General features: G+C 38.3%; 15 protein-coding genes and 1 pseudogene. 11 read left to right on the top strand and 5 right to left on the bottom strand.

Going from position 1 to position 14,455, the window contains the following annotated elements:
* Positions 1-51: 51 nt before the first annotated feature.
* The 3 genes and pseudogenes from ACFPZG_RS09305 to ACFPZG_RS09295 all read left to right on the top strand — a co-directional run.
* Complete coding sequence (locus ACFPZG_RS09305) at positions 52-1,365, top strand: ABC transporter substrate-binding protein (protein ID WP_317940072.1); 1,314 nt, start codon at positions 52-54, stop codon at positions 1,363-1,365.
* Complete coding sequence (locus tag ACFPZG_RS09300; RefSeq protein WP_283731779.1) at positions 1,362-2,663, top strand: MBL fold metallo-hydrolase; 1,302 nt, start codon at positions 1,362-1,364, stop codon at positions 2,661-2,663. The genes ACFPZG_RS09305 and ACFPZG_RS09300 overlap by 4 nt, the downstream gene beginning before the upstream one ends.
* Before the next feature lie 646 nt (positions 2,664-3,309).
* Positions 3,310-3,396, top strand: a pseudogene (locus ACFPZG_RS09295) (YneF family protein); the annotation flags it as partial.
* A 127-nt stretch (positions 3,397-3,523) separates the two neighbouring features.
* Here ACFPZG_RS09295 and ACFPZG_RS09290 read toward each other — a convergent pair.
* Together ACFPZG_RS09290 and ACFPZG_RS09285 are read right to left on the bottom strand one after the other, a co-directional pair.
* Positions 3,524-3,892: a TIGR02328 family protein gene (locus ACFPZG_RS09290; protein ID WP_283731780.1), complete on the bottom strand. Its 369-nt coding sequence runs from the start codon at positions 3,890-3,892 to the stop codon at positions 3,524-3,526.
* 115 nt (positions 3,893-4,007) lie between these two features.
* Positions 4,008-4,484 (bottom strand): pyridoxamine 5'-phosphate oxidase family protein, encoded by a 477-nt coding sequence (locus ACFPZG_RS09285; protein WP_283731781.1) that lies wholly within the window; start codon positions 4,482-4,484, stop codon positions 4,008-4,010.
* Between the two features lie 156 nt (positions 4,485-4,640).
* Here ACFPZG_RS09285 and ACFPZG_RS09280 point away from each other — a divergent pair, with 156 nt between their 5' ends.
* The 4 genes from ACFPZG_RS09280 (at position 4,641) to ACFPZG_RS09265 (ending at position 8,653) form a co-directional block, all read left to right on the top strand.
* The gene (locus tag ACFPZG_RS09280; RefSeq protein ID WP_283731782.1) at positions 4,641-5,822 is read left to right on the top strand and encodes an AAA family ATPase; all 1,182 of its coding nucleotides are present in this window, start codon (positions 4,641-4,643) and stop codon (positions 5,820-5,822) included.
* 94 nt (positions 5,823-5,916) lie between these two features.
* On the top strand, positions 5,917-7,251 hold the full coding sequence (locus ACFPZG_RS09275; protein ID WP_283731783.1) for a vWA domain-containing protein: 1,335 nt from the start codon (positions 5,917-5,919) through the stop codon (positions 7,249-7,251).
* 192 nt (positions 7,252-7,443) lie between these two features.
* Complete coding sequence (locus ACFPZG_RS09270; RefSeq protein ID WP_283731784.1) at positions 7,444-7,998, top strand: AAA family ATPase; 555 nt, start codon at positions 7,444-7,446, stop codon at positions 7,996-7,998.
* Positions 7,999-8,065: 67 nt separating this feature from the next.
* Positions 8,066-8,653, top strand: coding sequence for a kinase (locus ACFPZG_RS09265; protein ID WP_381426833.1), 588 nt, complete (start codon positions 8,066-8,068; stop codon positions 8,651-8,653).
* Between the two features lie 71 nt (positions 8,654-8,724).
* On the opposite strand, the gene ACFPZG_RS09260 is transcribed toward ACFPZG_RS09265, so the two are convergent.
* Together ACFPZG_RS09260 and ACFPZG_RS09255 are read right to left on the bottom strand one after the other, a co-directional pair.
* Complete coding sequence (locus tag ACFPZG_RS09260) at positions 8,725-9,651, bottom strand: alpha/beta hydrolase (RefSeq protein ID WP_283731786.1); 927 nt, start codon at positions 9,649-9,651, stop codon at positions 8,725-8,727.
* Positions 9,652-9,666: 15 nt separating this feature from the next.
* The gene (locus ACFPZG_RS09255) at positions 9,667-10,572 is read right to left on the bottom strand and encodes a hydroxymethylglutaryl-CoA lyase (protein ID WP_283731787.1); all 906 of its coding nucleotides are present in this window, start codon (positions 10,570-10,572) and stop codon (positions 9,667-9,669) included.
* 90 nt (positions 10,573-10,662) lie between these two features.
* Between ACFPZG_RS09255 and ACFPZG_RS09250 the strand changes: the two genes are divergently transcribed.
* The 4 genes from ACFPZG_RS09250 (at position 10,663) to ACFPZG_RS09235 (ending at position 13,148) form a co-directional block, all read left to right on the top strand.
* Positions 10,663-11,865 (top strand): acetyl-CoA C-acetyltransferase, encoded by a 1,203-nt coding sequence (locus ACFPZG_RS09250; RefSeq protein WP_317940071.1) that lies wholly within the window; start codon positions 10,663-10,665, stop codon positions 11,863-11,865.
* Positions 11,866-11,883: 18 nt separating this feature from the next.
* Positions 11,884-12,135, top strand: a complete 252-nt coding sequence (locus tag ACFPZG_RS09245) for a YqkE family protein (RefSeq protein WP_283731788.1) — start codon at positions 11,884-11,886, stop codon at positions 12,133-12,135.
* A gap of 111 nt (positions 12,136-12,246) precedes the next feature.
* Positions 12,247-12,798 carry a YhcN/YlaJ family sporulation lipoprotein gene (locus ACFPZG_RS09240; protein ID WP_283731789.1) on the top strand — a complete coding sequence of 184 codons (552 nt, stop codon included), beginning with the start codon at positions 12,247-12,249 and terminating at the stop codon, positions 12,796-12,798.
* Between the two features lie 191 nt (positions 12,799-12,989).
* Complete coding sequence (locus ACFPZG_RS09235; protein ID WP_283731790.1) at positions 12,990-13,148, top strand: aspartyl-phosphate phosphatase Spo0E family protein; 159 nt, start codon at positions 12,990-12,992, stop codon at positions 13,146-13,148.
* 57 nt (positions 13,149-13,205) lie between these two features.
* Here the strand turns inward: ACFPZG_RS09235 and ACFPZG_RS09230 are convergent, their stop codons facing one another.
* Positions 13,206-14,300: a branched-chain amino acid aminotransferase gene (locus tag ACFPZG_RS09230; RefSeq protein ID WP_317940070.1), complete on the bottom strand. Its 1,095-nt coding sequence runs from the start codon at positions 14,298-14,300 to the stop codon at positions 13,206-13,208.
* Positions 14,301-14,455: the final 155 nt, after the last annotated feature.

The following is a 14,455-nucleotide window of genomic DNA, read 5'->3' as shown; positions in this document are numbered from 1 at the left end:
TGCTAATACTAAATTCTACATGTTTCCATTAAAAACAAGGGAGAATTAAACATGAAAAAATTATCTTTATTAGTATTTATAATGATGGTGAGCGTGTTACTAGTTGCTTGTAACTACAATAAAAATAATACTTCAACAAAAACTACAGATACAGTAAAAACGGAGGCAAACAAACCGGTAGAAGTTGAATTTTGGCATGCCATGAGTGACACACATGAAAAATGGTTAGAAGAAGCAACAGCTAAATTCATTGCCGAACATAAAAATGTTACAGTTAAATTAGTGAACCAGGGTAACTACGGTGATTTGTCACAAAAGCTATTAGCTGCTGCGAAAGCTAAAACATCACCTACAATTACACAAGCTTATGCTGAGTGGATGACAGATTATAATCAGCACAATCTTGTAGTAGATTTAACTCCGATGATTAACGGAAAGAATGGATTCCCGGCAGACCAGAGCTATGAAGATATTAGCAAAGTTTTCCGTGACGACAATACATTTGGCGATAAAATTTTAGGATTACCATTTAATAAATCATCACGCGTACTTTTCTACAACAAAAAGTATTTTGAGGATAACGGCTTAACACCTCCTACAACATGGGATGAATTAGCCACTGCTGCTAAAACATTAACAAAAGAAATTGATGGAAAAAAAGTCATTGGAATGGGCTTTGAAAATGGAATGGCTACTGAACTTAGTATGTGGATTGAACAAGCAGGGGGAGAATTCGTTGATGAGCAGCAAGGAAAAGTGTTGTTTAATTCAGAAGCTGGTTTACATGCGTTAACGTTTATCGATACAATGCTTAAAAACGGTTCTGCTCGTATGGCTGGTGAAGATGGTTACATGTCTGGTCCTTTCACAAGAGGTGACGTTGCTATGTATATCGGTTCAAGTGCAGGTATTGCATTTGTAGCAAAAGATGCTGGAGATATGGCATGGTCAACAACTCCACTTCCAAAGGGTGTTAAACAAGCTGCTCCTTTCCAAGGAACAAATATTACAATGTTCTCCAATAGCACTGAAGCAGAACAAGCAGCTGCATTTGAGTATATGAAATTCCTTATTACTCCCGAGAACACAGTTGATTGGGCAAAAACAACAGGTTACCTTCCAGTTCGCGAATCTGCTCAACAAAGTTCAGATTGGATTTCATTCATTAAAGCGAACGAGCCATTTAAAGCAGGTAATGCACAATATGCATATGGATTTATTGATGTCCGTTTACCTGGTTCCTTTGCAATGAAAAATGCAATGCAAGTGGAATTAGATAAAATGTTATATGAAAACGCAACGCCAGCGGAAACACTAAAATCAATGAGTACAAAAGCTCAAGAAGCACTTGATAAAGCGAAATGAGTACAGAAAATGCAATTAAAAATAGTGATACTACGATTCAATTTTATGCTGGCTTAAAAACAATCGGTGGGACTATTTTTGAGGTGAAGTACAAAGAGGAAAGATTTATAGCTGATTTTGGGATGGTTTTTCAAAATAAAGAGGGTGTGCAAGCGCGCCCTCAAAATATAATTTCAGAGTTACAAGCAATCGGCGTGATTCCCCTGATTAGTGGTGTGTTGAAAACGGATGAGATTGATGAAAATGCGACCATCGCAATTTCTCATTTACATCTAGATCATATAGGCTTGTTACAATATGTACACCCAGATGTACCAATAATCATGAGTGAGGGTAGCAAAACCTTATACGAACATTTGCATACAATTGGTGAAGAGCCTAATGTAGATGTGGCGAAACAAGTAAAAAGTGTTCCATTTCATCAGGCACTATTCGTTTCTGAGCATATACAAGTCGAGTTTTTCCCGGTCAATCACGATGCACCAGGTGCTTCCGCAATGCGGATTACAACACCTGATACAACGATTGTCTACACTGGTGATGTACGTTTACATGAAGCCGATGTAGATACGGCAAACTTACCAACGATTGCAGGATCTCCAGATCTATTAATTATTGAGACGACCAATGTGCAAGAGGAATTTCTTGATATTAATCCTGTCATTCAAAGTGAAGCGGACAAGTTAACAGCAGGTTTACTAGAAATTAAGTCTCCTTTAGTTTTCAATATTTATCATCGAAACTTGAAGCGTTTGGAAATATTGATCGAAGCTGCAAGGCAAAAAGGAAAAACGATTGTCTTCGAACCTGAAACAGCTTATTTGGTGCAGGCCTACAAACTGGAAGCACCACATGTACGTTATTTACTGGATGAACGATACGATTCAAAAATCAGCAACCAAATCCACGCAATTCAGCCGATAACAGTAGCGGAATTGAATAGCGAGTTTTCGCAAGTGTGGCTTCAATCTTCTTATCATCATATGATGACTTTATTGGACCTACCTGTAAAAGGTGCCACGTACGTTCACTCGAATGGCGTGCCACTAGGAAGCTTTGATCCCGTGTATGCTGAGTTGTTGGAGTGGATTGAGAAACTTGGTATGGAGCTCGTTGTATTAGGCGTATCTGGTCATGCAGCTGCTGCACAAATAAAATGGCTAGCAGATGCTATGCAAGCAAAAGTGACCATTCCGTTACATGGTTTTACACCCGAATTGTTGCAAGGTCCAAATCAAACATTCTTACCTGAAAAAGGGGAAATTTATCCAATTTCAACTCTTTTGGGAGAAAAATAATGATAATACCCCGCTTTGTGGAATTCTTCCACTTGAAAGGCGCCTACGCTGTTTTTTCTTAGGGACAGCTAGTTCATTGAACCAGGGCATACAAATAACAGGCGATCTTTACGTATATCAAACGAAATGAAAACCACTTTTACTGATGAAATATAAATCAGTAGAGGTGGTTTTTTTGTTGTAGAAGACTAATTAGAAAATCTGAAAAACAGTTGATTTCCGCTTCAGGCTGACGCTAATTCCACAGGAGTCGCCGCCTTCCGCTCCAATAAGTTCGAAGACATTCTTCCGCTTTTTTAATTATCCATTAAATATTCCCGAAACCGATTTTTTTACTTTAAATATCGTTACTTCTTTAAAATAGGTATTTATATCTATTTATAAAAAAATTCAATTTTGAGTATCCTTTTTGACCCCTCCCATCTATATAGGGGGCAAAGGAATCTGACTTGACAAGCTTCTTGAACTAATCGACCAGACCCGTTTTTTCTGCTTCTAACATGGACGAAGTTCTTGAAAGTGGGAGAAAGATTAAACACATACTAAATGTACCCAATTATATACTCGACAAATTGATAGATAGTGGTATATTTTTCTCACTAGAAAAAGTAGTTGGTATGGTTGGTGTAAATCCAATCATCTCAACGTTTTGATGCAAATGGGACAAAAACCTTCACAAAAGAAGATTAACCAGATGATGAATCAGATGAACAAAATGAATGATAAAAAATAATCGACACAAAAAGACCTTTTTCTAAACGAATAAAAGGTCTTTTTTACTTTTTTTGTAATTTAGTAAATACTGACGTTTGAGTGATCCGTTATCGCTTGCATCGTTATTGATTGTATATCTAACAAATTCATTGTGGAATATATATACCTTTACCGGCTAAGTTTTCAAGACATTCAGTTAGGTAATTTCCATCATGTTCAGGGTATTTAAGTGTATCATCTGGACACTCAATTAGTTCATCGTATGCGGGGCAGTTTTTTCCTCGGTATGCGGGATCTTCCCATTTTCGATCATTTTGATAGCCTCTTCGTTTCATTTCTTTCATTACTTTCATATGGTAATGATATAGTTTAAACGGGGGATATTCGAATACATAATCTACTGTAGCATGTTTCTTTTTCCACCCCAATCCTCTTAAAGCGCAGCACTCCCGATGTTGTCCAAGCAATTGTTGCCTTGGAAGTTTTGAGATCAAATCCTCATGCCATAAACGCATTAAGACACCCACTTCTATTATTGTTTTTCATGTCAATTCGAGGTCACTCAAACATTACTCAGTATATGCTAAAAGCAAAATGGGTTGTCTCATTACCAGACAACCCATTTTGCTTTTAGTCATTTAACTTCAGCGTTTCATTGATATTTGTCGATTCGGCATTTTGCCCTGTCATTCGTTTAAAGAAAAAGGAGATTTTCTTTGTGAAGTTTCCGGTTTCCCAATATTCAGCGGCTTCAGCTTTTACCTTTATTAAGACAAGGTCAGAATCATCATACGTGGTTTGCATGAATTTCTCATATGCTTTGTTCCATAATTCTTTTTTCTTGTTAAGATCATCAATGATTTCCGCTCGTCCACGGACGGAAACGTAGGATTTACCTGCGTATGCCACATTCACATCTTTATCATGTAATATTTCCTTATACTTATCTGTCTCTTTCTTTGTAAAAAACCATAAGTCGCCATCAAATTCTACTTCTTGTGTTTTCATCGGACGGGAAATAAGCCCTTCTTCAGATTGTGTTGTAAGCATTGCAATGTCCACGTCTTTGATTAACTCTCTTAATGTTTCAATTTCATTCTGTTTCATTACATCACCTCGTTAATGTTTATGAAGATATAGTACCCTCTGCAGCAATTATTAATCAGAGAAGGGGAATTAACAGGTATAAGCAGCAGAATAACAGATGATAGAGATGGAAAAGCTTAATGGAAACACATCGGTAAGTTAAAGGAGTAGTGGTTAATGGAGAACAGCTTCTCGAAATTAAAAGAAATTAAGGACGCGTTAAATGCGAAATTTTATGAGCGCGAAGCCGAGGTTGAAGCAATTCTGATTGCTTTATTATCTCGACAACATGTACTCATGGTTGGCCCTTCAGGTACTGCAAAATCTGCATTAGCGATAGAATTCGCGAAAATAATACAGGGCTCACACTATTTTCAATGGCTACTAACCAGGTTTAGCACACCGGAGGAGTTATTTGGCCCCTTATCGTTGAAGGATCTGGAACAGGGTGTATATAAGCGGAATACGGAAGCAAAAATGCCTGAGGCAAATATAGTTTTTTTAGATGAAATTTTCAAGGCAAACAGCGCTATTTTAAATAGTTTACTGACAATCATTAATGAAAGGTTTTTTTACAATGACGGGTCTCCCGTTAATGTCCCTTTGATATCAGTAATAGGTGCTTCAAATGAATACCCGGAAGAAGGAGAAGGACTTGAAGCGTTATTCGACCGTTTTCTGCTACGCTTTGAAGTGGAATATATAGTGGATGATTCGAATTTTATTTCTATGATGAAAAATGCTGGACAAAATGTGCAAATACCAACCATAACAATGGAGAACTTGAAACATTTTCAAACTTTATCAGATACGGTAATCATCCCGGATGAAGTATTCAAGGCTATTTCAAAAATAAGAAAAGAGTTGCGGGATGAGGGGATACGACCGTCAGATCGACGGTTTAAACAGTCATTAAGCATTCTGAAGGCTCGAGCGTTGATTCGTAATAGAAATGTCGTGAGGGTAGAGGACATTGTTATCCTTGAAAATGTTGTTTGGGAAACAATTGACCAAAAAGATACAGTGTCTTTCATTGTTCGTAGACATGCTCAAGATAATGTTATTCAAAAGCTTGATTCAATACAAAGTGAAGTGAGTGATGTGTACAATGCTATAAAGCATGATAATTCGGTAGAAGCTGGAATGGAAGCGACACAAAAAATGAAGGCATTGGAGAGGGATTTGAACAGGCTTAAAATGAGTCAACAGGGTCGGGATGTAGAAATTGATGCCATGCTTGTTAAAGTGAAATCGATTCAGCAAGAAATCCTTAACTCAGTATTAGAGCCGATGTTTTTTGATGCGTTACACGTCAAAAATGAAATAGAGGAGTCATCTGGTATATTTTACAGAATGTGAAGGGCGTGCCAGAGTGAGAAGGATCTATGAAGAGAACAGTTCAGTGTTGAATACGGATACATTCGATAGAAGACGTTTCAAGGAGATTCTTGAAATGTCACAAAGGCTACAACAGTTAAGAGATGAGGCTATATTACCTACTTTTGAACCATTGCTGAGTGATATATGGGCTTCCCAGTTTAAGATGAAACCGGAAATAAGCGTTAATAAGATTGATGACATTCTTTTGGTAAATAAATCATTTATGAAAGTCGTTATGACGGATGAATACTTTACTTATTTCAGGAATTTTACACGATTAAATGATTTAGCATCTGCCATCAGTACAATAAAATTCGGAGAAATGATAAATGATTGGTTGAATCAGAAACTAAAAGAGGACAAAAATCTTCAAGAACAAGTGCGACATGTTCAACTATTATTAAGAAAACCACAAAAAAAGCAAATTCAAGATGTTCACCAGAAAAAACTTGCCGATGCAATGAGTGAATTTAATGCCAAATTACAGCAGACGATTCAAAGTAATAGCGATAGTTTCCTTCAGTCGATGGAGCAAGCCCGAAAAGAATCGAAGCAAGTAAATGATGGCTTAAAATCATTGTTATGTGGCATAAGTGCTGGTAATGCTGAAACAACATTAAAGAAAGTGCCTTTACGCGATCAGATCATATTAGCAGAGAAACTTGCATCTTCAAAAAAGATGAGAGAAATAGCTGATTGGGCCGGTCGATTCAAACAGATTGCACAGAAAAAACAAAAGACAAAACAAGACCAATCTGTAGAAAGAAAAGGAGTGACTATTGGAAACGACATTGAAAATTTGCTTCCAGTTGAATTAAGCTTCTTTGCGCATCGGCTGACGAAAATGGATTTCCTTCGTCGCTTTGCGGAAAGCGAAACGATGCAATTTGAAATTATTGGTTGTGAGGATTTGAAAAAGGGTCCAATTGTACTTTGTCTTGATCAATCCGACAGTATGAGCGGCCTTGACACCAAATCAAAAGGGTTTGCATTAGCTCTAATGTCAATTGCAAAGAAGCAAAAAAGAGATTTTTGCTTGGTATTATTCTCTTCGACTACTCAAATCTTTGAATACAGAAAAGGGAAAATAGCAACTTCTCAAATGGTTAGACTTGCACGGACATTTTTAGGAGGAGGAACTAATTTTGCACATGCACTGGATGCTGCAGTGCGTGTAATAAGTAAAAGTCGTTTTAAACAAGCTGATATCGTTTTTATCACAGATGGAGAAGATCGAGTAACGGATACATTCCTTAAATTATTCAATAAGGTGAAAAGAGAGAAGGCCTTCAATGTACTTTCCCTGATCATAGGAAACAACAGTAATACTGTGGAACAGTTCAGCGATAGGCTAATCACAGTTAAAGATTTTGATGACGAAGGAAGTTTTACAGCGTTTGAAGTGTGAGCAACCTGTATTTATAGTATGGGCTTGGAAAGCAATTCCGTTTGGGATTGCTTTTTTGTGGTTCAGTATTCCTTGTAGATAGGTATAGATATTGACTCCGTTAAATTATTCAAAAATTGATTCTACTTTCATGCTATCATAGGAATATATTAACAGGGGTAGTGTGCCCTTGTTTAGCAATGGGGTGGTCATGTGAAAAGGTTAGCGATTATTACTGTTGGAAAGACACACAGTGGAAAAAGTACATTTGCAAGGGATTTGGAAAGAGCGTTGGACAACTCCTTTGTTATGGACCAAGACAACCACGCTGAATTTATTAATTTGCATTATAAAAAGTTGCAACCTAAATCAGTTCCTAATACGCTTAAGCATTCCATTTCAAAGTTAATCGTTGATTACGCAAAGGAACATACTGATTTCCATATCATTGCAAGTAATGCAAATCGAAAAGGAAGAAGGTACTTATTGGAAGAAATATATCCTAAAGATGAATTTGTCCGCATCTTAGTCCATTTCGATATTCCGGATGAAATTCTTTTTGAACGAATTGCCAATAGTCAACGTAGTACAAACATATTTAGAGGTAATTACACTACTTTTAAGGAAGTACTGTTGAGGCAGCAGAAAGAATCTCAATTGGAAGATGTTGTGGACCCGGAAGAAGGGGAAGCGGATTTTTTATTCGTAATTAAAGATAGTGATGAAGTTGGTTCTGTTATAAAAGAAATTGTTGGTCTTTCAAAATAGACGAAACAGGTGAAAAGTTGAAATGAAAACAATGTGTAGTAAAGAGACGGCAGAAATTTTATATTCAATGTTTCTTAATCGTTCCTTTAAAGAACGACCTTTTATTGTCGGGGTAGATGGAATGGGTGGGGCCGGTAAAACTACCTTTTCCACGAAGATTGTGCAGGAGTTAAAACGTAAAAACTGTAAATTACTTACATTACATCTTGATAATCATATTGTTGAAAAGAACAAACGTTATCAAACCGGGCAAGACGAATGGTATGAGTATTATTACATGCAATGGGATCTTTCTGGAATCAGAACAAACTTGCTTGAACCTTTGCATTCACATGATTATACACTTTTACAGTTCTATGATAAATTCAATGATTCTTTTTCTGCCAGTCACATCAAAATAATACCGGACAGTATAGTGATCATAGAAGGCATCTTCCTGCAAAGGGAGGAGTGGAGGAGCTTTTTTGATTTTGTTATCTTTATAGATTGCCCTCACGAAATACGAAAAGAAAGGGTATTAAATCGCGATTCGTATATCGGAAATTACCAAGAGAGATTGAAAAAGTATACGGAAAGATACTGGCAGGGAGAAAAATATTATATGGACAAAGTAAAACCCGTCAGCATTGCAGATTTAGTGATAGCCATATCATAAGACGTGCTAAAAAAGACCACAAAAAAACCCTTTTTTCAATAACTCCTGAAAGAAAGGGTCTTTTGCAATTTCTATGAAGTAAATCCAAACTCATGTAAGAACTGAATCACGACTTTTTCGTATTCCTCAGGATTTTCGTTGAATGATTTTGCGTGAGCCCCTTTTGGGAACAGTTTCATCATCTTTTTATCCTTTTTCAATCCGAACAGTTCCTTTGTCATTTCAGGCAAGATGAACTCGTCTTCTATGCTGTGGATGAAAAGCATTGGAAGTGAAATATTCGTGATTGCTTCTCGAGGTGAGATCAGATTTGTAGTGTAGCCGTCCCTGAATTTCAAGATGAGGTTAGCAGCACGCAGTGTCATCGATGAACGTAGGGGTGTGCTTGTTCGCAAAATATGAAGAACCTGTTCGGATAAATCAGAGAACGGGCAATCGACAATATAAAAATCGGCTTCGCCTTCAAAATCGCCCCCATATAAAATCGTTGTCGCAGCACCCATTGACTCTCCGTGGATTCCAAGGAGTGCCCGGCTTCCGATACGATTCCGAACTTCCGTAACGACAGCGTTTAGATCGACTTTCTCATAAAAGCCAAAACTTGTTGTCTTTCCACCGGAATCGCCATGGCGTCGGTGGTCGTAGACAACAGAATTGAATCCTAACCGCTCGAATAATCTCGCATATTTTACCGAGTTAATCTTATTCTCCGTTACGCCATGGCAAATGATCATTGTTCTTGTTGTATCCAAAGGTTGCAAAAAAACCGCTCGAAGCTGATATCCATTCGGAGAATTTACCCAAAAGTTTTCTTTTCGCACAGTTTCATACCATTGTTCGTCAAAACGCTTTGCAATGATTTCGCGTTTAATGATTACATCAGTATCCTTCAATTTCATGTACATCAATCTACTTGTTGCATAAAAGCCTAAAACTGTGAGAATTGCGGTATAAATGCTTCCTATAATACCTGTTAAATAAAGGAAGCGCCGTTTCAATTTAATTCAACTCCTCTAAAAATCGCGGTTTTTGTATAATCTGTACATACCTGTTTCAATCGGTTGTGAAACATGTGGAGCGATTTTTTCAACAGCCTGACATACTTTTTCAACGTCGATTCCTGTTTTTATGCCAATTGCTTCTAACATGTTCACGACGTCTTCAGTCGCGATATTCCCCGTTGCGCCTGGTGCGAAAGGGCAACCACCAAGGCCACCGGCAGAAGTATCGAACCGGTCAATGCCTGCTTGCAATGCTGCAAAAATATTGGCAAGTGCCATTTTACGCGTATCATGAAAATGGGCGGTTAACAGAACTTTACCATTCAATTCCTCATTAAGCTGGTTGAATAATTCGTAGCTTTCGACAGGGTTAGCCATTCCAATTGTGTCCGCAACACTTAATTCATCTACTCCCATTGAAACGAACCGTCGGCATAAATTGATAACATCCTCTTTATTAATCTTCCCTTCATACGGACAATAAAATGCGGTCGAAATACATGCCCTCACGAAAACACCTTCGTTTTTCAACCGATCGATAACTGGTTCAAGTGCATCCATGCTTTCCTCAGTTGTCCGGTTAATATTTTTTTGATTGAAAGTATTGCTAACTCCCACAAAGACTGCGATACTTTTTGCACCGGCTTCCATAGCAAGTTCAGCACCTTTTTCATTTGGTGCGAGGACAAACTGACGACCGACTTTATTAGATTTACCTACAATATTTTTAGCATCCGCCATTTGTGGTACCCATTTCGGCGAGACGAATGAAGTGAGTTCCATTTCTGTAATTCCAGACTCTTGAAGTGCGTGGATGAATCCTATTTTCTCAGTTTCTTCCACATGTTTCTTTTCATTTTGAAGACCATCCCGCGGTCCAACCTCGATAATTGTAACGTTCTTTGGTAAAATGAACATATCATCCCTCCTACTTCTATTGTACTGAAGGGATGCAATAAAGGGCAATTCAGAATGAAGACATTTTTGGGAATTTGAAAGCGTCATCAAATGATAGGGGGAATCGTTTTGTCGAATGAAGTCGTAATCGTCAGTGCAGTGCGCACAGCAATTGGTTCGTTTTTGGGATCCTTGAAAAATGTATCTGCTACTGAGCTTGGCGGAATTGTTATTAAGGAAGCTCTTTCGCGTTCAGGTGTTAAAGCAGAAGATATTGATGAAGTGATCATGGGTAATGTCCTACAGTCTGGCCTTGGTCAAAATCCAGCACGCCAAGCAGCTATTAAAGCTGGTCTACCGGAAACTGTGCCCGCATTGACGATCAATAAAGTATGCGGTTCAGGATTGAAAGCCGTGCATCTCGCAAGACAGGCAATTATCGCGGGTGACGCGGATATTGTAGTTGCGGGTGGAATGGAAAATATGAGCCAAGCCCCATTTTTACTCCAAAATGCACGGGATGGGTTTAAAATGGGTGACCAAAAAGTTATCGACAGTATGATTTCTGACGGACTCTGGTGTGCCTTCAACGATTATCATATGGGCATTACTGCGGAAAATTTATGTGAACGCTATTCTTTAACGAGGGAAGAACAAGATGCGTTTTCGGCTGCTTCACAGGAAAAAGCTATAGTGGCAATTGAAAGTGGAAAGTTCAAAGAAGAAATTGTTCCAGTTGAAATACCTCAACGTAAAGGCGATCCAATGGTCTTTGATACAGACGAGTATGTGAAAGGCGGCACTACAGTTGAGAAGCTTGCGAAATTACGTCCGGCATTCAAAAAGGATGGCAGTGTAACAGCAGGTAATGCATCCGGCATAAATGATGGTGCAGCGGCATTCGTCATCATGTCAAAGAAGAAAGCAGAAGAACTTGGTGTTGAGCCTTTGGCAATCATCAAAGCAAATGCTAATGCGGGCGTGGATCCAGCTGTTATGGGTATTGGACCTGTGCAAGCTGTGAAAAATGTATTAGAAAAATCAGGATTGGAATTGGCGGATATAGACTTGATTGAGGCAAATGAAGCATTTGCCGCTCAATCACTTGCGGTAGATCGCGAACTTCAATTTGATAAAGAAAAATTGAATGTCAATGGTGGTGCAATCGCCCTTGGACACCCAATTGGGGCAAGTGGGGCAAGAATTCTCGTCACATTGCTGCATGAAATGAAGCGTCGTGAGGCAAAAACCGGCCTTGCTACACTATGCATCGGTGGGGGACAAGGTGTGGCCACAATCGTTCAACTTCCATAAAGAAAGAAGGTGAACCGTATGGCAAAGAAAAAAACGAAGAAACAGCTTTCGCCGAAAAAGCAAGAGAACGAAAAGGCAACTCTTATGGATTCACTCGATAATGATATTGTAGATAAATTAAAAGAGGCGAAAAAAGAGTTGTTGGCAAGTGCACAGGCGAAGGAAGAAGAGCGTCTCGAAAAAATACGAAAAGAAAAATTAGAGCGGGAAAAGAATAAATCTTTTGCGGAACTTTTGGACGAATATGGAGATAGTGGTTCGAAATTTTAATGATTTTTTACTGAAAACGGATGGGTTTGTCATCCGTTTTTTTTTTTTGTGAATAGAAAAGCGTATTTTACACATCATACAGTTGAAAGAAAAAATAAGGAGTGATTAACGATGAGAAAAATAGCTTTGGTTCCATTATCTTTGGTTTTGACGGTTTTATTAATTGGATGCGGAACAAATAATCCTAAGACTACAACGGATAACAATGCTGCCAATGACGTAAATAGGACTGGAGAGAGCGCTGCAGGAACAAACGGTACATTAAATAATAACGGTACTATGAACAATAACGGTACTAACAATAACGGTACTGTGAACAACACAACCGGAGAGACGAATGTCGAAGTTGCTGACGATGTTGCAGATAAAATCACTGCGCTTAAAGAAGTGGAAAGTTCCAATGTATTAGTGACTAACCGCAACGCGTATATTGGAGTTGTCTTGAAGAAGGGTGTAAAAGAAGATGAGGCATTAAAGACCAAGATTGCGGATGAAGTAAGGAAAGTTCGTACTGATTTCAATAATGTGTACATTTCCTTTAATCCAGAAGTGGCACAAAGTTTTACGGAATATGGAAATCAAATACGGGCTGGTCATCCTGTGGCAGGCTTCTTTGAAGAAGTGACGACAAGCATTAATCGTATGTTCCCTGAAGCAAGATAATTCGTCAAATATAAGTTTATATCCTATAAGGATGGGTATGTATTAAAATATACATGCCTATCCTTTTTAATTGTGACAGATTTATGACAAGTGTCTAAACTTTCGATTGTCGTTACATAATCCGACATTTTTTTCAGTGAAAGTCAATTATGATGAGCAAGGATAATAAATTGATGGAGGATTAGTTGCAAATGGGATTGATTGATAAACAGATTTTATCTGTAATGATTTTCATCAAAAGGACCGAGATGGTAGAAAAAGCAAAAAATCGTGGACTGACACATCCTGAAGTGGTCGCCTGTAGCCAAGAACTTGATATTTTATTGAATCGATATCAAAAGATCGCATAGATTGTAAGCCTATAGAAATTGGCAGAGAGGAATTGTGCAATTTCCTCTCTGCCTTTTTTATGCGAGCTTAGCCAACTCGTTTTTCAATTCCAAGACCCAGTCAAAGGGATCCTCTGCAAGTCCGGTTTGAATATTTGTTAACGTATTGAATAGCTGCCTTGCCAAGGGGCCAGTTTTTCCATCGTTTACGACCATTTTATAACCGTCCCAATTCAATTCTCCAACAGGTGAAATGACGGCCGCAGTTCCTGTTCCGAATACCTCTTCAAGCTTTCCTGCTTCAAAAGCTTCCTGGATTTCCTCTATTGAAACTTTTCTCTCTGCAACCGGGATATTCCAATGATGGAGCAAGTGAAGAATCGATTTACGGGTAATACCTTCAAGGATACTGCCATTGATGGCAGGGGTAACAACTTCCCCATCTATTTTAAAGAAGATATTCATACTGCCGACTTCCTCGATATATTTACGTTCAACTCCATCCAGCCAAAGAACTTGGGAAAGCCCGCGTTCATTTGCAACTTCTTGGGCTTTTAATCCGGATGCATAATTCCCAGCAGTTTTTGCCCCGCCCGTACCGCCTTTTACTGCTCTGACGAATTCATTCTCAACAAGAATCTTAATAGGGTGAATGCCCTCTTTATAATATGAGCCTACTGGGGATAGAATAATGAAGAATTGATACTTTTTAGATGGAGCAACTCCAAGAAAAGCCTCATTTGCTATCACAAATGGCCTGATATATAGTGAAGTGCCTTTTAGGGTAGGAATCCAATCCTTTTCAATTTGGATAAGTTCAGTTAGCGCTTGTAATGCCATTTCTTCATCAATTTTAGGCATGCATAGGCGGTCTAATGATTGGTTCATCCTTTTCATATTCTCTTCAGGACGGAAAAGCCTTACCGTTCCATCACTTGACCGATACGCTTTTAAACCTTCAAAAACTGTTTGACCGTAGTGGAAAACAATTGCAGCAGGATCCAAAGTGACAGGGGCATATGGTACAATTCGATGACTATGCCATCCTATCCCTTCATCATACTCCGCGGTGAACATATGATCGGTAAAACTTCTACCGAAAACAAGTGTCTCTGGATTCGGCTTCTCTTTTCTTGAATCGCTCAGTATAGTCTGGATGGGTAAATTTCTCATGCCGATCAAATCTCCTCGTTTTAGTTTTTTGTTATGTACTAATTAATAAGAATAATTATACTTCTTTTCGAAAAGAAAATAAAGATTGGAATTATTTCATTATTATTTCAATTATGAAAACGGTTTCATTTCGACTATGTTTGTATGTATGAATT

It is taken from the genome of Sporosarcina thermotolerans (assembly GCF_042658975.1).
In the GTDB taxonomy this organism is placed as follows: Bacteria; Bacillota; Bacilli; order Bacillales_A; family Planococcaceae; genus Sporosarcina; species Sporosarcina thermotolerans.
Note: the sequence above shows the minus strand (reverse complement) of the source record. Positions and strands in the feature narration are given on the sequence as shown.